Source organism: Actinomadura atramentaria DSM 43919 (assembly GCF_000381885.1).
GTDB lineage: Bacteria > Actinomycetota > Actinomycetes > Streptosporangiales > Streptosporangiaceae > Spirillospora > Spirillospora atramentaria.
On record NZ_KB907211.1, the window covers coordinates 78,444 to 95,391 of the forward strand.

The window sequence follows — 16,948 nt, forward strand, 5'->3', positions numbered from 1 at the left end:
CCCGAGGAGCACAACCGCGTTGACCGCCGCGACCGCCGAACCCGAGACCGACGACCCGCAGGGCTACTCCGCCCGGCACCTCTCGGTGCTGGAGGGGCTGGAGGCCGTGCGCAAGCGCCCCGGCATGTACATCGGGTCCACCGACAGCCGGGGCCTGGCCCACTGCCTCTGGGAGATCGTCGACAACTGCGTCGACGAGGCCCTGGCGGGGTACTGCACGCGCATCGAGGTGATCCTCCGCAAGGACGGGTCGTTCGAGGTCGCCGACGACGGGCGCGGCATCCCGGTGGACGTCGAGCCGCGCACCGGGCTGCCCGGCGTCGAGCTGGTGATGACGCGGCTGCACGCGGGCGGCAAGTTCGGCGGCGTGTCCTACACCGCGTCCGGCGGCCTGCACGGCGTCGGCGCGTCCGTGGTGAACGCGCTGTCGGCCCGCCTCGACGTCGAGGTCGACCGCGACGGCCACACCTGGGCGATGAGCTTCAAGCGCGGGCTGCCCGGCGAGTTCGCCGACGAGGGCCGCGCGAACGCGCGGTTCAAGAAGCGGTCGGGCGTGCGGCAGGTCCGGCGGATCGCCAAGAAGGTCACCGGCACCCGCGTCCGCTTCTGGCCGGACCTGCAGATCTTCCTCGCGGACGCCACCGTGGACGGCGACCTGGTCATGGACCGGATGCGCCAGACGGCGTTCCTGATCCCGGGCCTGGCCATCGACGTCCGCGACGAGCGCGGCGACGAGGTCGTCGAGGAGTCGTTCCGCTTCGACGGCGGCATCGGGGAGTTCTGCACCTACCTCGCCAAGGACGCGCCGGTCATCGACGTCCTGCGGCTGGAGGGCCGGGGCCGGTTCACCGAGACCGTCCCGGTGCTGGACGACCAGGGCCACCTCACGCCGACCGACGTCGAGCGCGAGCTGGAGGTGGACGTCGCGCTGCGCTGGGGCACCGGCTACGAGTCCACGATCCGCTCGTTCGTCAACGTCATCGCCACCCCGAAGGGCGGCACGCACGTCCGCGGGTTCGAGCGGGCGCTGCTGCGCGTGCTGAACGAGCAGCTCCGCGCGGTGAAGCTGCTGAAGAACAACGACGAGGACGTCCTCAAGGACGACGTGCTGGAGGGCATGACCGCCGTCGTGACGGTCCGGCTGCCCGAGCCGCAGTTCGAGGGGCAGACCAAGGAGATCCTCGGCACGTCCGCGGCGACGCGGATCGTGTCGCAGGTCGTGGCGCGCGAGCTGAAGGCCGTCTTCGACAACCCGGGGCGCGGGCAGAAGCAGCAGCTCCGCACGGTCCTGGAGAAGATCGCGAGCGCGGCCAAGACGCGCATCGCGGCCCGCACCCAGCGCGACAACCAGCGCCGCAAGAACGCGCTGGAGAACTCGGCGCTGCCCGCCAAGCTGGTGGACTGCCGCTCGGCCGACGACCGCAGCGAGCTGTTCATCGTCGAGGGCGACTCGGCGCTCGGCACGGCGAAGCTGGCGCGCGACTCGGAGTTCCAGGCGCTGCTGCCGATCCGCGGCAAGATCCTCAACGTCCACAAGGCGTCCGTCGCGGACATGCTGAAGAACGCCGAGTGCGCGGCGATCATCCAGGTGCTCGGCGCGGGCTCGGGCCGCACGTTCGACGTGAACGCCGCCCGCTACGGGCGGGTCTGCCTGCTCGCCGACGCGGACGTGGACGGCGCGCACATCCGCTGCCTGCTGCTCACGCTGTTCTACAAGTACATGCGGCCGATGCTGGAGGCCGGGCGGGTGTTCTCGGCCGTCCCGCCGCTGCACCGGATCGAGCTGGTCAAGCCTCGCAAGGGGCAGGACAAGTACATCTACACCTACTCCGACGGCGAGCTGCGGCAGCGCCTGGTGGAGCTGGAGCGGCGCGGGCAGCGCTGGAAGGAGCCGATCCAGCGGTACAAGGGCCTGGGGGAGATGGACGCCGACCAGCTCGCCGAGACCACGCTGGACCCGCGGCACCGCGTGCTGCGCCGCATCCGGGTGGAGGACGCCGAGGCCGCCGCCGCGACGTTCGACCTGCTCATGGGCAGCGAGGTCGCGCCGCGCCGGGCGTTCATCACCGCCGGGGCGTCCGAGCTGGACATGGACCGCATCGACACCTGACGGCCGCCGGGGAGCCGGTGCCGGGACGGTGATCACCCACCGTCTAGTGTTGTCACGGTGAGTGACGAACAGAACGCTTCCGGCGGCGACGGCCAGCGCGAACGCGTCGTGGAGGTCGCGACGCTGCTGTTCGCCGAACTCGGCTACGACGCCACACCGCTCGAACTGGTCGCCGACACCGCCGGGACCGGCACCGGGAAGATCATCGAGCTGTTCGGCGGGAAACAGGCGCTGTACCTGGAGGTCATGCGCCGGGCCTACGAGGCGGAGCAGCTCATGCTGGCGGGCTCGCTGGAGGGCTTCACGCCCGACGAGTCCGGCGCGACGGCCGTTGTCGACACCGTGCTGGACTTCTACGCCGCGCATCCGCACTTGCGGGCCTTGTGGATGCACCGGTGGATGGCCGACGCCGCCGACACCGAGGCGCTGGAGTCGGAGTACGTCCTGTCGCAGACGCAGCACGTGCTGGACCGCGTCGGGTCGGTGATCCCCGACGACGTGGACACGTACTTCCTGGTCGCGACGATCATCTGGACGGTGTTCGGGTTCCTCAGCGGGGGGCGGCCGACGCCGGGGTTCCCGACGCGGCACCGGCCGGACGCCGAGGAGATCGAACACTTCCGCGGCTACCTGCACGTTCTGGTGCGGCGGATGCTCGCCCCGCGCTGACGGGTGTGTCGGCGGGGCGCGCCGACAGGCGGTGGCGCCGGGTGGTGCTGACGGATCGCGCGGACCGGGGCACTGGTGGGCGGCGCTGGTGGACCCTGCTTGGTGGGCCGTGTTTGGTGGGCCGCGCTGACGGGCCGTGTCGGCGGGGCGCGGGGTCCGGGACCGCCGGAGCGGGCGGCGGTCCCGGAGCCGGGGCGGGCGATCAGCGTTCTGTGATCAGCCCCGCGCGGGGCGGGTCAGCGCTTCGCGAGGGCGCGGAGCTGCTTGATCGGGGCCGCCGCCGCGCTCTTGGCGGCGCCGGAGGAGTAGAGCCCGAGCGCGACGTACGTCGTGAACGACGCCGAGTTCTGGCCGGACGCCGACGGAATCCCGGCGGCCCAGTCGATGATCCCGCCGAGCAGGCCGCAGCCCGAGGTGCCCGGCACCGCGAACGTCGTGTCGGCGGCGTTCGCCTTGGCGATCAGCGGCTGCGCGATGGTGGCGGCGCCGGCGTCGACGATCTCCAGGCTGTCCATGTCGGCGTCGAGCTTGAGGTCCACCGCGTCGTCGTCGGACCCGATCGTGCAGGAGTCGCCGAACAGCGGGTTGGTGAGCTTGATCTTCATGCTGAGCCCGGCGTTGGGCAGCTCGAAGGTGAACCCGCCCGTGTACTGCGGCTGCGCCTGGATCTGGAACAGCGGCAGGTCGGACAGGAACGGGATGTTCGGCAGGCCGAGGACGCCGAGGACGCCGCCGGGGACGTCCATCGGGTCGGCCTTCATGACGACCTTGTCGGTGACGGCTTCGCCGTTCGGGCCGGGGACCATCTTGACGTAGGTCCGGATCGGCTTGGTGATCTCCTGGGTCAGGCCGCCGAGCTTCATCGAGCCGGAGCTGACGATCAGGCCGACGCAGATCTGGTCGGTCAGGTCCTCGCCCGGGGCGGGCTGGGGGCAGTTCTCCGCCATGTCGAACACGGGGACGGTCGGCGCGGCGTCCTGCGGGGCGGTGGGGGCGGCCTGGGCCGGGGCGGCGGCGAGGGTGCCGAACGCCAGGGCGACGGGCGCCGCGACCGCGGCGGCGCGGTGGATCAGTTTCACGGAGTGGGTGGGCCTTTCTTGGCACGAGGAGCGCACGCGGGGGTGATGGAACGCTCCAGATGGCACGTCCGCGCTCAGTAAGTGCGCGGGTTCTGGGAACACTTGATTGAAAAACGCAACTGTTTCTCATGCAAGAGATCACACTGGCCACATCCGGCCAATTGCTTCCCAAGGGCCTCACGGGCGCACTCACGGTCTCGGACCGGAACCGGGCGGAGACCGGCCGTCACCGATCGGCCCTGCTCAGCGCCCGAAAACGACCGCGGCCGTCCGCGCCGCCGGGGGCGGCGCGGACGGCCGGGGGAGAGTCGGGTCAGTGGTTGGCGGTCAGGGCGGGGAAGCGGGTGGTCAGGCTCTTGCGGGCTCGGGCGTCGGTGGCGGCGTCGCCGGTCGGGTAGGCGGCGATCGTCAGGTAGCTGTCGAAGTGCGCCGAGTTCTGGCCGGACGCGGACGGCAGCCCGACCGCCCAGTCGATGATCGGCGCGAGGAACCCGCAGCCGGACGTCTTCGGCACCGAGAACGTGTTCTCCTCCGCCGGGACGCGCATGACGGACGGGTCGTCGAACGGGCGGTCGGGGTCGCCCTCCTTGACGATGGTCAGGTTCCCGAGGTCGGCGTTCAGGTTCATGTCGATCGGGTCCTCGTCGGTTCCGATCGTGCAGGTGTCGCCGAGCAGCGGGTTCTCGACCTTGATCTTCATCTTGAGGTTGACGTTGGGCAGGTTGATGGCGAACTTGCCCGCGTACTGCGCCTGGACCTTGACCTGGAACAGCGGCAGGCTCGACAGGAACGGGACGTCGGGCAGCCCGAGGACGCCGAGCACGCCGCCCGGGATCGTCATCGGCTCGCCCGACATGGCGGTGTAGGTGTCCTTGAGGTCGCCGTCCGCCGTGATGAGGTTCTGGACGACGATCTTGATCGGCTGGTCGATCTGCTGGGTGAGCCCGCCGAGCTTCATGGACCCGCCGCCGACGAGCAGGATCAGGCAGATCGGGTACTGCGAGCCGGGCGGGTAGTCCGGCGGGCAGTCGGTCCGCGGGTTGATCAGCGAGGCGGGGTCGTCGATGGGAGCGGCGGGAGCGGTGGGCGCGGCGTGCGCGGTCGGCCCGAGCGCGCCGAGGGCCAGGGCGAGGGGTGCCGCCAGGGCGGCCGCCCGGTGGATCAGCTTCACAGGAACTGTTCGGCCTTTCCTTGCGATGTGGGGGGAATGACAAACTGGAACGTTGTAAGAAAGGCTCTTTGTCGGATCACGACAAAGATCATGGATGGGCCGATTCAAGAACGTGATCGTTTACTGTGCAAGTGCTGCGCGGGGAATCACGATGGCCGGATGCGGCCAGTCGCGGCCTGGCCGGGTGGGGCCTCTCCACCCCGGGGTGGACCGGGCGGGTTCCATCCCGGCGCCGATGCGCCGGACCCCGCCCGATTCCTACCTTGATGCCATGAACACTGTGGGGAACGTCCTGCTCGCCCTGGTCGCCGTCGTCCTCGTGCTGCGCCGGCAGCTCGCCGTCCGTCCGATCGACGAGCGGTCCGCGTTCACGCTGCCGCTCGTGCTCGGCGTGATCGGGCTCGTCAGCGGCGGGCTGGTCGACCGCGCGCACCCGGCCGTCAGCGGCGGGCTGCTGGCCGCCGGGCTCGCCGTCGCGGTCGGCTCCGGGGTGGTGCGGGCGTTCACCGTCCGCGTCTGGCTGGACGACGCGGGCGCGCCGTGGCGGCGCGGGACGGCCTGGACGGTCGTGACCTGGCTCGTCACCGTGGCGCTGCGCGCGGGGCTGATCGCGGTCGGGTACGCATCCGGGCTCCACGAGGGCGGCGGCGTCCTGCTGTTCCTCGCGGTGTCGCTGATCGTGCAGGGCCTCCTCGTCGGGTACCGCGCGCGGAACCTGCGGGCCGGGGCGCGGCCGGGCCTGGCGGGCTGATGGCCCGCGACCCCGGCCGGGAAGGCAGGCTGCTCACCCTCGTCCTCGTCGCGGGCCTCATGTCGTGGGGCATGTGGACGTACGTCGCGGCGGTGTGGGACCACCTGCCCCGGCCGGTCGGCACGGGCGCCGGGCCGCTGGTGATCGCGCTCAACGTCCTCACGGCCGGGCTGCTGGTCGGCGGGATGAAGGCGTCGCGGACCGCGCGCGGCCCCCGCTGGCTGCCGGGCGCGCCGCCCGCCGACCCCCGCCGGGAGCGGGTCGCGGTCGGCGTCCTGCTCGGCGCGCTGGTGGCGGGGCTGGCGCTGGCGAGCGTCAGCGAGCCGGGGATCGTCCTCGCCCTGATCGCCCTGTGGACGCTGGCGGCCCGGCTGGAGACGATCGCGGCGGTCGGGGTGAGCGCGGCGGTGCTCGTCGCCATCGCCGTCATCGGGGAGCTGCGGTCGCCGGGCGGCCTCGACGTCGGCGTGCTGACCGCCGTCGTCGGCCTGCTGCTCGGGGCCGTCGCCAACCGGCGGCAGCGGGCGGCCGAGCACGCCGCGCGCCGCGCCGAGGCCGAGACCGTCGCGCTGGACGAGCGGTCGCGGATGGCGCGGGAGATCCACGACATCCTCGCGCACTCGCTGTCGGCGCAGGTCGTCCATCTGGAGGCGGCGCGGCTGCTGCTGTCGCGGGACGGCGCGGCCGACCGCGCGCAGGCGCTGGACCAGGTGGAGCGCGCGGGGCGGCTCGCGCGGTCCGGGCTGGAGGAGACCCGCCGGGCGCTGGCGGCGCTGCGCGGGGACGCGCCGCCGCTGGACGAGGCGCTGGCGGCGCTGGCCGCCGACTTCGCCGCCGCGACCGGGCACGCGTGCCCGGTCCGGGTGGACGGGGAGCCGCGCGACGTCGCGCCGCCCGTCGCGCTCGCCGTCGTCCGCACGGCGCAGGAGGCGCTGACGAACGTCCGGAAACACGCGCCGGGCGCGGACGTCCGCGTCGACCTGGCGTACACGCCGTGCGAGATCCGGCTCGCCGTCGCCGACACCGGGGCGGCCGGGCCGCCGCTGGACCTGGCCGGAGGCGGCTACGGCCTGGTCGGCATGCGGGAACGCGCCGAGCTGATCGGTGGCACCCTGGAGGCCGGACCGGACGGGAAGGGCTTTCGAGTGTCGCTGCGGGTACCGGCGTGACGGGCCGGACGAGAATCCTGGTCGTCGACGACCAGACGGTGGTGCGGGAGGGCCTGATCCTGCTGCTGGAGCTGCTGCCCGACATCGAGGTCGTCGGGTCGGCGTCCGACGGCGAGCGGGCCGTGGAGCTGGTCGGCGAGCTGGCCCCCGAGGTCGTCCTGATGGACCTGCGGATGCCCCGGATGGACGGCGCGGAGGCCACCCGCCGCATCAAGGCCGCGCATCCCGAGGTCGAGGTCGTCGTGCTGACGACCTACGCCGACGACGAGTCGATCTTCGCCGCGCTCCGGGCGGGCGCGCGCGGCTACCTCACCAAGGACGCGGGCGCCGACGAGATCGCCCGCGCCGTCGCGGCGGTGCGCGGCGGCGCGGCGCAGCTCGACCCGGCCGTCCAGCGCCGCCTGGTGGAGGCCGTCGCGGCGGCGGAGCGCCCGGCGGCGCGCGGCGGGCTGCCGGACGGACTGACCCCGCGCGAGGCGGAGGTGCTGGCGCTCATCGCGCGGGGCCTGTCCAACGCCGAGATCGCCGCCGAACTGGTCATCTCCGAAGCGACCGTGAAGTCGCACATCAACAACCTGTTCGCCAAGGCGGGCCTGCGCGACCGGGCGCAGGCGGTGAGCTACGCCTACCGGCACAAGCTGGCGGGCTGACGGGCGTCAGGCGGGCTCGTTGCCGGGCCGCCACTTGACGCCGCAGCCGAGGCTGGGCGTGTGCGGTTCGGGCACGGGCCGCCCGGCGAGGACGAGGTCGAGGGCGGCGCGCAGCGTCGCGCCGTCGCAGGGGACGTCGTTGCTCGGCCGGGCGGCGTCGAACTGGCCCCGGTAGGCGAGCCGCCGGTCGGCGTCGTAGAGGAAGAAGTCGGGCGTGCAGGCGGCGCGGTAGGCCAGGGCGGTCTCCTGCGTCGCGTCGACCAGGTAGGGGAAGCCGAACCCGGCGCGCTTGGCCTGCTCGACGAGGTGGTCGGGGCCGTCGTCGGGGTAGCGCTCGGCGTCGTTGCTGCCGATGCCGACCGTGACGAGGCCGCGCGCGGCGTACTCGGCGGTGACGGCGCCGAGCGCCGACTCGATCCGCCGGACGTAGGGGCAGTGGTTGGACAGGAAGACCACCAGCAGGGCCGCCGCGTCGCCGACGTCCGCGAGCGCGAACGTGCCGCCGCCGTCGGCGGCGGGCAGGGCGAAGTCGGGCGCGGGGGAGCCCAGGGGGACCATGAACGATGCGATCGCCATGCGGCCATTGTCGCGGACCCGGGCGCGCGGCCGGGGCGGCGGTGCGGGCGGAGCCGTCGTCGCAGGTGGAACGGTCCGGGCGGGTCGGTCGGACCGGGTGCCCCATTCGGTGCGTTCCGAATAGGGACTAATTGTGATCTGACGATCAATTTCTAGTACCCAAACACTTGCTTGGTTGGGTTGGCCGGTCTTGAATCGGGGTCGGCGCCAGGTTCTATGGCGTACGTCACGTGGCGTACGTCACAGGGCCGTCCCGGCGCCGCTCGGGGGACGGGCCGGAGCACGGGCCTGATCACCCCGCGCGCCGCACCGCCCGTCGAACTCTCCGAAACACCCCATCCGGGAGGATCGATGAAGGCCCCTGGCAAGATCGGCACGACCACCCTCGCCGCCTGCGCGGTCATCGGCCTGGCCGCCGTGCCCGCGTCCGCGGGCACCACCACCGTCCGCAAGGACAGCGCCACCGGTGCCGCGTACAGCGGTGCGTACCAGATCGTCAACGTCGGGAACCTGACGTTCTCCGGCAGCGGCATCAGCGCGAGCTGTTCCAGCGCGGACCTGCGCGGCACGCTCACCTCCACCGGCAGCGGGACGCTCGACTCCGCGGCCGTCTCCGGCTGCAGCAGCAGCCTCGGGACGCCGACCGTGACGTTCCGCAACCTCCCCTACACCGACGGCGCGCTCGTGTACGGGCCGAGCGGCACGTACGACGCGCTCCTCACGTTCACCGACAGCGATCTGCAGATCGAGGCGAACTTCGCCGGGCTGAGCTGCGTGTACGGGTTCGACGCCACGCACACCAAGCTCACGTTCGAGGTCCGCAACCCGGACAACGCGGCGAACTCCACCGGTCAGCTCGCCGGAACGATGAACAACGTCTCCCTCGGCCTGAAGTCCGGCAGTTTCCTGTGCCCGACCGGTGTCGTCGCCAACGGCACCGGGACGGCCAAGGGCAAGGTCACGTCCACCTCCACCACCTACACGCAGAAGCTGTACGTCACCTCGTGACGCACGCGGTCCGGGCCGTCGCGCGGCGGCCCGGACCGGCCGCCCACCCCTCCCCGCAGAAACGGTTGAATCCGATGCGCTCTGCCCTCGCGGCCCTGCTGGCCGTTCCGTCGCTCCTGGCCGTCGCGGCCCCGGCGACCGCCGACACCACACCGACCTTCGACCTGCGCGCCGACTGCCCGGCCCTCCCGGCGGGGGCCGAACCCGCCGCCTGGGAGTGCCTGGAGATGGTCGTCGCCGGCGGCTCCATGACGCTCGGCGGCATCACGCAGCAGATCAGCGCGCCGCTGCGGCTCGTCGTGCAGGCCGGGCCGCCGGCCGGCGGCGGGCCCAACGAGGTCAAGCAGGTCCGGATGGACCCCGCGCCGATGAAGGTGCCCGGCGGGGTGTTCGGCCTGCTCGGCATCCCGACGTTCCCCGGGCTCGACGACGTGCCCGGCGTCCGCGTCGCGATCGAGCCGCACTACGCGGGCGGGTTCTCGTTCGCGCTGCCGACCGCGACGATGGACCTGCGCGTGCGGATCGACAACCTGTTCCTCGGCGACTCCTGCTACCTCGGCGGGGAGAAGGACCCGCTGCGCTTCTCCATGATCGCGGACATGTCGACGCTTCGGATCGTGTCGCCGGGCGACCCGGCGGACCCGCTGGGCAGCCCGACCGTGCTGTCGGCCACGGCCTCCGACGAAACGTTCTCGGTTCCCGCGTCGGACTGCGGTCTCCTCGGGCCGGTCATCGACTGGGCGGCGGGCCTGCCGTCGCCGTCCGGGAAGAACACGGCGACGTTCAACACGTTCATCGCCCTGGGCTCCTACGGCGGCGCGGCCGTGAACGCCCGAACGACGACGATCCACTGACCGTCCCTGCTGCCTGCGCCCGGCCGCTCGCCTGACGGCTCACGGCCGCGCGCGTGGGCGGTTGCGTGTGTGCTGGTGCCGCTCGCGTGCGCTGGCGCCCGGCCGCTCGCCTGGCGGCTCGCGGCCGCGCGCGTTGGGGCGCGGCGCGCGGTCGTGCGGGTGGCCTCTGCGGTGGCCGTGGGCGCGGCCGTGCGGAACTCCCGCAGCGGGCGGGTGACACTCGCGGTGAGCGCCCGCCCGCGCGCTCCACACACGCTGCGCGCGCGTGGCGCGCGGCCTTGCCGGTTGCGTGCGGGCAACGCCTGTGGTTGCCGTGGGCGCGCGGCCGCGCAGCCCCGGCGGCGTGGGCCGTGCGCGCGGGGCCGCCCGTGGTTGCGCGCCCGGCCGCTCGCCTGGCGGCTCGCGGCCGCGCGCGTTGGGGCGCGGCGTGGGGTCGTGCGCGGCCCGGAGCGTGCGTGTGGGGTCCTGCGTGCGGTCGTGCGCGGTCCCGGGCGTGCGTGTGGGGTCCTGCGTGCGGTCGTGCGGAGGTTCGGGTGGGTGGGGTTTGGTTCTGTGGGGGCGGGGTCCGGGGGTTGGGCCTGGACCCCGCCGGGTCAGGTTTCGGGTGTGGGGGCGGGGCCGATGGGGCCGCCTACCGCGCCCAGTTCCTGGGGGAGGCGTTCTCCTGAGCCGTCGCGGCGGCCCAGGGGGACGTCCAGGGGGAGGGGCTTGCCCGTCGCCGTCGTCGCGCGGATCGGGGACGGGCCCGCCCACGCCGTGATCAGGACGTCCTCGCCCTTGAGGAACCGGTGCGAGCGGACGCCGCCCGTCGCGCGGCCCTTCGCCGGGAACTCGGCGTAGTCCGCGACCTTCACCGCGCCCGTCTGGGTGCCCGGCAGCGCCGCCGCCGAGCCCGCCACCGTCAGGACCCGGGACTCGCGCGCCGGGTCGACCGCGCCGAACCACAGCACCCGCGCGTCCGCGCCGAGCTTCACGCCCGCCATGCCGCCCGCCGCGCGGCCCTGCGGCCGCACCAGCGACGCCCTGTAGCGCAGCAGTTGCGCGTCGGTGGTGATGAACACCAGGTCGTGCTCGTCGCTGAGGAGCTGCACCGCGCCGACGACCCGGTCGCCCTCCTTGAGGGTGATCACCTCGAACTCGTCGCGGTTGGCGGGGAAGTCCGGGACGACCCGCTTCACCACGCCCTGCTCGGTGCCGAGTGCGAGCCCGCCCCCGACGTCGCCGAACGAGCCGAGCCCGACGACGGTCTCGCCCGGCTCCAGCTCGACGTACTCGGTGACCGGCGCGCCGCCCGCCAGCGACGGCGGCGACGCCGAGGGCGGCAGCGTCGGCAGGTCGATGACCTCGACGCGGATCATCCGCCCGGCCGAGGTGACCACGCCGACCCCGCCGCGCGCCGTCGCCGGGACGACCGCCGCGAGCACGTCGTGCGCGGACCGGCCGCCCTCGGCGGGCAGCGGGTCGGCGCTCGCCGTGCGGGCGATCAGGCCGGTCGTGGACAGCAGCACCAGGTTGGGGTCGTCGGGGACCTCCAGCGGCACGTCGGCGGTGCGGGCCTCGCCGGACGCCTCCAGCAGCACCGTGCGGCGCGGCGTCGCGAACTCCTTGGCGACGGCCGCGAGCTCCTTGGAGACGACCTTGCGCAGCTTGGTCTCCGACTCCAGGATCGCGGTCAGCTCCGCGATCTCCTTGGCGAGCTGCTCCTTCTCCTTCTCCAGCTCCAGCCGGTCGAAGCGGGTGAGGCGGCGCAGCGGCGTGTCGAGGATGTACTGCGCCTGGATCTCCGACAGCTCGAAGATCTGCATGAGGCGCTGCTTGGCCTGCCCGGAGTCGTCGCTCTGCCGGATGACCTGGATGACCTCGTCGATGTTCAGCAGCGCGACGAGCAGGCCGTCGACCAGGTGGAGCCGGTCCTCGCGCCTGCGGCGGCGGAACTCCGAGCGGCGGCGCACGACGTCGATGCGGTGCCGGACGTACACGTCGAGCAGTTCCCGCAGGCCGAGCGTCCGGGGTTGCCCGTCGACCAGGGCGACGTTGTTGATCCCGAACGTCTCCTCCATCGGCGTCAGCCGGTACAGCTCGGCCAGGACCGCCTCGGGGTGGAACCCGTTCTTGACCTCGATGACCAGGTGGAGGCCGACCGTGCGGTCGGTGAGGTCCTTCAGGTCCGCGATGCCGTTGAGCTTCTTGGCGTTGACCAGTTCCTTGATCTTGGCCTTGACGCGCTCGGGGCCCACCGCGTACGGCAGCTCGGTGACGACGATGCCCTTGCGGCGCGGCGTCACGTTCTCGATCCTGACGGTGGCGCGGGTGCGGAACGTGCCGCGCCCGGTGGCGTAGGCGTCGCGGATGCCGTCGAGGCCGACGATGCGGCCGCCGGTGGGCAGGTCGGGGCCGGGCACGAACCGCATGAGGTCGTCGAGGGTGGCGTCGGGGTGGTCGATGAGGTGGCGCGCGGCGGCGACGATCTCCCCGAGGTTGTGCGGGGCCATGTTGGTGGCCATCCCGACCGCGATGCCGGACGAGCCGTTGACCAGCAGGTTCGGGAACGCGGCGGGCAGGACGACGGGTTCGTGCTCCTGGCCGTCGTAGTTCGGCCGGAACTCGACGGTCTCCTCGTCGATGGAGGCGACCATCAGCATCGCCTCGCGGGACAGCCGCGCCTCGGTGTACCGCATGGCGGCGGGCATGTCGTCGCCGCCGAGCGACCCGAAGTTGCCGTGCCCGTCCACGAGCGGCATCCGCACGGCCCACGGCTGCGCCATCCGCACCATCGCGTCGTAGATGGGCGAGTCGCCGTGCGGGTGCAGCTTGCCCATCACCTCGCCGACGACGCGGGCGCACTTGACGTGCCCGCGGTCCGGCCGCAGCCCCATCTCGTTCATCGAGTAGAGGATCCGGCGCTGGACGGGCTTGAGCCCGTCGCGCGCGTCGGGGAGCGCCCGCTGGTAGATGACCGAGTAGGCGTACTCGAGGTAGCTGCCGCGCATCTCCTCGGAGACGTCGACGTCGACGATGTTCTCTTCGAAGTCGGGCGGGGGTAGGGCCTGTGATCCGCGTCGTGCCATGTGCAGCATTGTGGCCGCTCCCGCCGACAACTCGCGCACGCCCCGCCCGCCGCGCGGGTCAGGGCTCGACGGCGAGGACCCCGGGCAGTCCGGCGAAGCGCGCCTTGACGTCGCGGCTGACGATCGCGCGGCCGGTCTCGGCGGCGTGCGCGGCGATGATCAGATCGTGGGCGCCGCGCGGCGAGCCCGCCCGGCGGACGGCCGCGAGGAGCCGCGCGTGGTGCGCGGCGGTCGCCGCCGAGTAGTCGAGGACCTCGACGACGGACGTGATCGCCGCGAGCGCGCGGGCGCGTTCGGCGGAGCGTTCCGCCGTGTCGGCCAGTTCGATGCCCGTGCGGTACTCGGCGACGGTCACCGCCGCGACGGCGAGTTCGTCGTCGTCGAACGCGGCCCGGTCGACCGTGCCGCGCTCGTAGGCGATGAGGACGTTCGTGTCGAGGATCAGGCGTCGGCCCACGGGTCGTTCTCCTCGGTGGTGAGAAGGTCCCGGGCGGCGTCGACGTCGGCCTCGAACCGGTCGTCCGGCGGGGCGGTGCCGGTGAGGGCGGCGCGCAGGTCCGCGCCGGTCCGGCGGCGGGCGGGGCCGATCTCGGCGACGGGGCGGTGCCCGCGGGTGATGGTGATCGTCTCGCCGTGCTCGATCGCGTCCAGGAGGTCGGAGAACCTCCTGGACGCCTCGGTGGCCGTCATGGTGCGCATGCGGCCAGGATATCTGATTCTCAGATTTCGGGTCAGCGGAAGGCGGGGTGGCCGGTGAGGGCCTGGCCGAGGACGAGGGTGTGCATCTCGGAGGTGCCCTCGTAGGTGAGGACGGATTCGAGGTTGGTCATGTGGCGGATGACGGGGTATTCGAGGGAGATGCCGTTGGCGCCGAGGATGGTGCGGGCGGTGCGGCAGACGTCCAGGGCCTCGCGGACGTTGTTGAGCTTGCCGAAGCTGACCTGCTCGTGGCGGAGGTTCCCGGCGTCCTTGAGGCGGCCGAGGTGCAGGGCGAGCAGCAGGGACTTGTGGACCTCCAGGGCCATGTCGGCGAGTTTGGCCTGGGTGAGCTGGAATCCGGCGATGGGGCGGCCGAACTGCTCGCGGGTCGTCGCGTAGTCCAGGGCGGTCTCCAGCGCAGTGCGGCCCGCGCCCGTCGCCCCCCAGACGATCCCGTAGCGGGCCTCGTTGAGGCAGCTCAGCGGGGCGCGCAGGCCGGTGCCCTCGGGGAGGGCGGCCGACGCGGGGAGGCGGACGTCGTCCAGGACGAGTTCGCTGGTCACCGACGCGCGCAGCGACAGCTTGCGGTGCATGAGCGGCGCGGAGAAGCCGGGCGCGGACGTGGGGACGACGAAGCCGCGGACGCCGTCCTCGGCGCGCGCCCACACGACGGCGACGTCCGCGATGGACCCGTTGGTGATCCACATCTTGCGGCCGTTCAGCACCCAGTCGGCGCCGTCGCGGCGCGCGGACGTCCGCATCGAGCCGGGGTCGGACCCGTGGTCGGGCTCGGTGAGGCCGAAGCAGCCGATGGCCTCCCCGGCGGCCATGCGGGGGAGCCATTCGGTCTTCTGCTCCTCCGAGCCCCACCGCCAGATCGCGTACATCGCGAGCGAGCCCTGCACGGAGACCAGCGAGCGGATGCCGGAGTCGCACGCCTCCAGCTCCAGGCAGGCCAGGCCGTACGCGGTGGCGCTCGTCCCCGCGCAGCCGTAGCCCGTCAGGTGCATGCCGAGCAGGCCGAGCGCGCCCATCTCCTTGGCGAGTTCGCGGGCGGTCGGCAGTTCACCGCGCTCGAACCACTCCGCGATGTGCGGGGTGACGTGCTCGGCGCAGAACGCCCGCACGGTGTCGCGGATCTCGATCTCCTCGGCGCTGAGCAGCGAGTCGACGTCGAGCGGGTCGGTGCGGCGGAAGGCGGTCACGGGTGCTCCTGTCGGTCGGGGAGGGGCGCGCCGTCGAGCAGCCAGGCGCGGACGGCGTCGCCGTGCTCGTCCAGCGCGGGCGGCGGCCCGGCGGGGCCGGTGGCGGCGGCGGAGAAGGTGATCGGCGGGCGGATCTGGTCGGGGTGGCCGGGGCCGACCGCGACGAGCGGGTCCAGGCCGAGGTCGGCGGCGTACCGGACGGCGGCGGCGACGTCGTTGACGCGCGCGCACGCGATCCCGGCGGCGTGCAGGACGGGCTCCCAGTCGGCGGCGGCGCGCGCGGCCAGCGCGTCCTCCAGCAGCGCCGTGAGCGCGTCGCGGTGCTGGACGCGGGCCGCGTTGGTCGCGAACCGCGCGTCGTCGGCCAGCACGGGCCGGCCGAGCGCGGCGGCGAACCGGCGGAACTGGGCGTCGTTGCCGACCGCGACGGCCAGCAGCGCGTCCGCGCAGCGCAGCGTCTCGTACGGCGCGATGCTGGGATGCCGGTTGCCCATCCGCGCGGGCGCCCCGCCGGTCGCCAGATAGCCCGAGACCTGGTTGACGAGCCCGCCGAGCAGGCTCTGCAGCAGGCTGACCTCGACGCGCTGGCCCTCGCCCGTCCGGTCGCGCAGGCGCAGCGCGGCGAGGACGCCGGTGAGCGCGTCCTTGCCCGTCAGGACGTCCACGAGCGCGACGCCGACCTTCATCGGGTCGCCGTCCGGCTCGCCGGTGACGCTCATCAGCCCGCCCGCCGCCTGCACCACGAAGTCGTAGCCGGGCAGGCCCGCGCCCGCCGCGCTCCCGAACCCGGAGATCGAGACGTAGACGAGCCGGGGGTTCAGCGCCCGCGCGCCGGCCCAGTCGAGGCCGTGCCGGGCGAGGACGCCGGGCCGGAAGTTCTCCACGAGCACGTCGGCGCGGCGGACGAGTTCGACGGCGGCCTCCCGGTCGCGCGCGTCCGCGAGGTCGAGGGCGACGCTGAGCTTGCCCCGGTTCAGCCCCTCGAAGTACGCGCTGGACCGCTCGGTCCAGGGCGGCCCCCAGCTCCGGGTGTCGTCGCCGGTCCCGGGCCGTTCGACCTTGACGACGGTCGCGCCGAGGTCGGCCATCGCCATCGTCGCGAGCGGCCCGGCCAGGACGCGGCTGAAGTCCGCGACGAGCAGGCCGTCGAGCGGGCCGTCCGGCATGGGCGCCTCCCGTAAAGTTGGATCCAATATACATTCTCCATTCGCCGCCGCCCGGCGGGGCCGCCGCTAGGTTGGACCCCGCCGCAAGGACCGCGAGGAAGCAGGTGCGCATGGGGGAGACGCCGCGTCCGCCGACGGTTCAGGCGTACGTGCTCGCGGAGCTGCGCCGGGCCATCGCGTCCGGCGAGCTGCGCCCGGGGCGGCCGATCCGGCAGGAGGGCGTCGCGGAGTCGCTGGGCGTGAGCCGGGTGCCGGTCCGCGAGGCGCTGAAGATCCTGGAGGGCGAGGGCCAGGTCGTCCACCGGCCGCACCACGGCTACCTCGTCGCGGAGCTGTCGCTGGCGGACCTGCGCGAGGTGTACCTGATGCGCGGGCTGCTGGAGTCGGCGGCGGCGCGGGCGGCCGTCGAGGTGATCACGGACGCGGAGGTCGCGGACGTCGAGCGGGCCGCCGCCGAGGTCGCGGCGGCGTCGGCGGCCGGGGACCTGGCGGCGATGACGGCGGCGAACCGGCGGCTGCACTTCACGATCATCGACGCGGCCCGGATGCCGCGTCTCGCCAGGATCGTCCGGTCCCTCTGGGATTCGACCGATGTCTACCGGTCGGTCTACTACAATGCCCCGGCCAACCGCGCCCGCGTCGAGCAGGAGCACGCCGCCATCGTCGCGGCCCTGCGCGACCGCGACGGGGACCGGCTGGCCGCCCGGCTCGGCGAGCACCGCGACCACGCGGTCGCCGCGCTGAGCGCGATCATCTCCGACGAGAGCTGAGGG

General features: G+C 73.4%; 16 protein-coding genes. 8 read left to right on the forward strand and 8 right to left on the reverse strand.

The features are described 5' to 3' along the window. The first annotated feature begins 19 nt into the window (after positions 1-19). Positions 20-2,110 (forward strand): DNA gyrase/topoisomerase IV subunit B, encoded by a 2,091-nt coding sequence (locus G339_RS0110855; protein ID WP_019631104.1) that lies wholly within the window; start codon positions 20-22, stop codon positions 2,108-2,110. 57 nt (positions 2,111-2,167) lie between these two features. Continuing rightward, complete coding sequence (locus tag G339_RS0110860; RefSeq protein WP_019631105.1) at positions 2,168-2,779, forward strand: TetR/AcrR family transcriptional regulator; 612 nt, start codon at positions 2,168-2,170, stop codon at positions 2,777-2,779. Positions 2,780-3,015: 236 nt separating this feature from the next. Here the strand turns inward: G339_RS0110860 and G339_RS0110865 are convergent, their stop codons facing one another. Both G339_RS0110865 and G339_RS0110870 read right to left on the reverse strand, forming a co-directional pair. Further along, the gene (locus G339_RS0110865) at positions 3,016-3,858 is read right to left on the reverse strand and encodes a hypothetical protein (protein WP_019631106.1); all 843 of its coding nucleotides are present in this window, start codon (positions 3,856-3,858) and stop codon (positions 3,016-3,018) included. Between the two features lie 313 nt (positions 3,859-4,171). Further along, a complete protein-coding gene (locus G339_RS0110870) occupies positions 4,172-5,029 on the reverse strand; it encodes a hypothetical protein (protein WP_019631107.1) in 858 nt (285 codons plus the stop codon). Between the two features lie 271 nt (positions 5,030-5,300). Here G339_RS0110870 and G339_RS0110875 point away from each other — a divergent pair, with 271 nt between their 5' ends. From G339_RS0110875 to G339_RS0110885, 3 genes are read left to right on the forward strand one after another with little or no spacing between them, the layout of a single operon-like run. After that, entirely contained in the window at positions 5,301-5,780 is a 480-nt protein-coding gene (locus tag G339_RS0110875; protein WP_157407504.1) for a DUF1453 domain-containing protein, read from the forward strand. Further along, positions 5,780-6,949, forward strand: coding sequence for a sensor histidine kinase (locus G339_RS0110880; protein WP_019631109.1), 1,170 nt, complete (start codon positions 5,780-5,782; stop codon positions 6,947-6,949). The genes G339_RS0110875 and G339_RS0110880 overlap by 1 nt, the downstream gene beginning before the upstream one ends. Further along, positions 6,946-7,599, forward strand: coding sequence for a response regulator (locus G339_RS0110885; protein ID WP_019631110.1), 654 nt, complete (start codon positions 6,946-6,948; stop codon positions 7,597-7,599). The genes G339_RS0110880 and G339_RS0110885 overlap by 4 nt, the downstream gene beginning before the upstream one ends. Positions 7,600-7,605: 6 nt before the next feature. On the opposite strand, the gene G339_RS0110890 is transcribed toward G339_RS0110885, so the two are convergent. Next, a complete protein-coding gene (locus G339_RS0110890) occupies positions 7,606-8,175 on the reverse strand; it encodes a thioredoxin family protein (protein ID WP_019631111.1) in 570 nt (189 codons plus the stop codon). Positions 8,176-8,526: 351 nt separating this feature from the next. Here G339_RS0110890 and G339_RS0110895 point away from each other — a divergent pair, with 351 nt between their 5' ends. Both G339_RS0110895 and G339_RS38705 read left to right on the forward strand, forming a co-directional pair. Further along, on the forward strand, positions 8,527-9,183 hold the full coding sequence (locus G339_RS0110895) for a hypothetical protein (RefSeq protein ID WP_019631112.1): 657 nt from the start codon (positions 8,527-8,529) through the stop codon (positions 9,181-9,183). A gap of 74 nt (positions 9,184-9,257) precedes the next feature. Next, the gene (locus G339_RS38705; protein ID WP_019631113.1) at positions 9,258-10,037 is read left to right on the forward strand and encodes a hypothetical protein; all 780 of its coding nucleotides are present in this window, start codon (positions 9,258-9,260) and stop codon (positions 10,035-10,037) included. A gap of 593 nt (positions 10,038-10,630) precedes the next feature. On the opposite strand, the gene G339_RS0110905 is transcribed toward G339_RS38705, so the two are convergent. From G339_RS0110905 to G339_RS0110925, 5 genes are read right to left on the reverse strand one after another with little or no spacing between them, the layout of a single operon-like run. Continuing rightward, on the reverse strand, positions 10,631-13,105 hold the full coding sequence (locus G339_RS0110905; RefSeq protein ID WP_033322917.1) for a DNA gyrase/topoisomerase IV subunit A: 2,475 nt from the start codon (positions 13,103-13,105) through the stop codon (positions 10,631-10,633). Between the two features lie 58 nt (positions 13,106-13,163). Then, entirely contained in the window at positions 13,164-13,562 is a 399-nt protein-coding gene (locus G339_RS0110910; protein ID WP_019631115.1) for a type II toxin-antitoxin system VapC family toxin, read from the reverse strand. Continuing rightward, positions 13,547-13,804: a type II toxin-antitoxin system Phd/YefM family antitoxin gene (locus G339_RS0110915; protein WP_019631116.1), complete on the reverse strand. Its 258-nt coding sequence runs from the start codon at positions 13,802-13,804 to the stop codon at positions 13,547-13,549. The genes G339_RS0110910 and G339_RS0110915 overlap by 16 nt, the downstream gene beginning before the upstream one ends. Positions 13,805-13,836: 32 nt before the next feature. Further along, positions 13,837-15,009, reverse strand: coding sequence for an acyl-CoA dehydrogenase family protein (locus tag G339_RS0110920; protein WP_019631117.1), 1,173 nt, complete (start codon positions 15,007-15,009; stop codon positions 13,837-13,839). Next, complete coding sequence (locus tag G339_RS0110925; RefSeq protein ID WP_019631118.1) at positions 15,006-16,175, reverse strand: CaiB/BaiF CoA transferase family protein; 1,170 nt, start codon at positions 16,173-16,175, stop codon at positions 15,006-15,008. Before G339_RS0110925 ends, G339_RS0110920 begins: the two co-directional genes overlap by 4 nt. A gap of 110 nt (positions 16,176-16,285) precedes the next feature. On the opposite strand from G339_RS0110925, the gene G339_RS0110930 reads away from it, so the two are divergent. Next, on the forward strand, positions 16,286-16,945 hold the full coding sequence (locus G339_RS0110930; RefSeq protein ID WP_019631119.1) for a GntR family transcriptional regulator: 660 nt from the start codon (positions 16,286-16,288) through the stop codon (positions 16,943-16,945). Positions 16,946-16,948 lie beyond the last annotated feature (3 nt).

Coding starts and splice junctions, on each gene's coding strand:
- G339_RS0110905 (WP_033322917.1), bottom strand. CDS start 13,105: ATGGCACGACGCGGATCACAGGCCCTACCCCCGCCCGACTTCGAAGAG.
- G339_RS0110875 (WP_157407504.1), top strand. CDS start 5,301: ATGAACACTGTGGGGAACGTCCTGCTCGCCCTGGTCGCCGTCGTCCTC.
- G339_RS0110915 (WP_019631116.1), bottom strand. CDS start 13,804: ATGCGCACCATGACGGCCACCGAGGCGTCCAGGAGGTTCTCCGACCTC.
- G339_RS38705 (WP_019631113.1), top strand. CDS start 9,258: ATGCGCTCTGCCCTCGCGGCCCTGCTGGCCGTTCCGTCGCTCCTGGCC.
- G339_RS0110925 (WP_019631118.1), bottom strand. CDS start 16,175: ATGCCGGACGGCCCGCTCGACGGCCTGCTCGTCGCGGACTTCAGCCGC.
- G339_RS0110880 (WP_019631109.1), top strand. CDS start 5,780: ATGGCCCGCGACCCCGGCCGGGAAGGCAGGCTGCTCACCCTCGTCCTC.
- G339_RS0110930 (WP_019631119.1), top strand. CDS start 16,286: ATGGGGGAGACGCCGCGTCCGCCGACGGTTCAGGCGTACGTGCTCGCG.
- G339_RS0110890 (WP_019631111.1), bottom strand. CDS start 8,175: ATGGCGATCGCATCGTTCATGGTCCCCCTGGGCTCCCCCGCGCCCGAC.
- G339_RS0110895 (WP_019631112.1), top strand. CDS start 8,527: ATGAAGGCCCCTGGCAAGATCGGCACGACCACCCTCGCCGCCTGCGCG.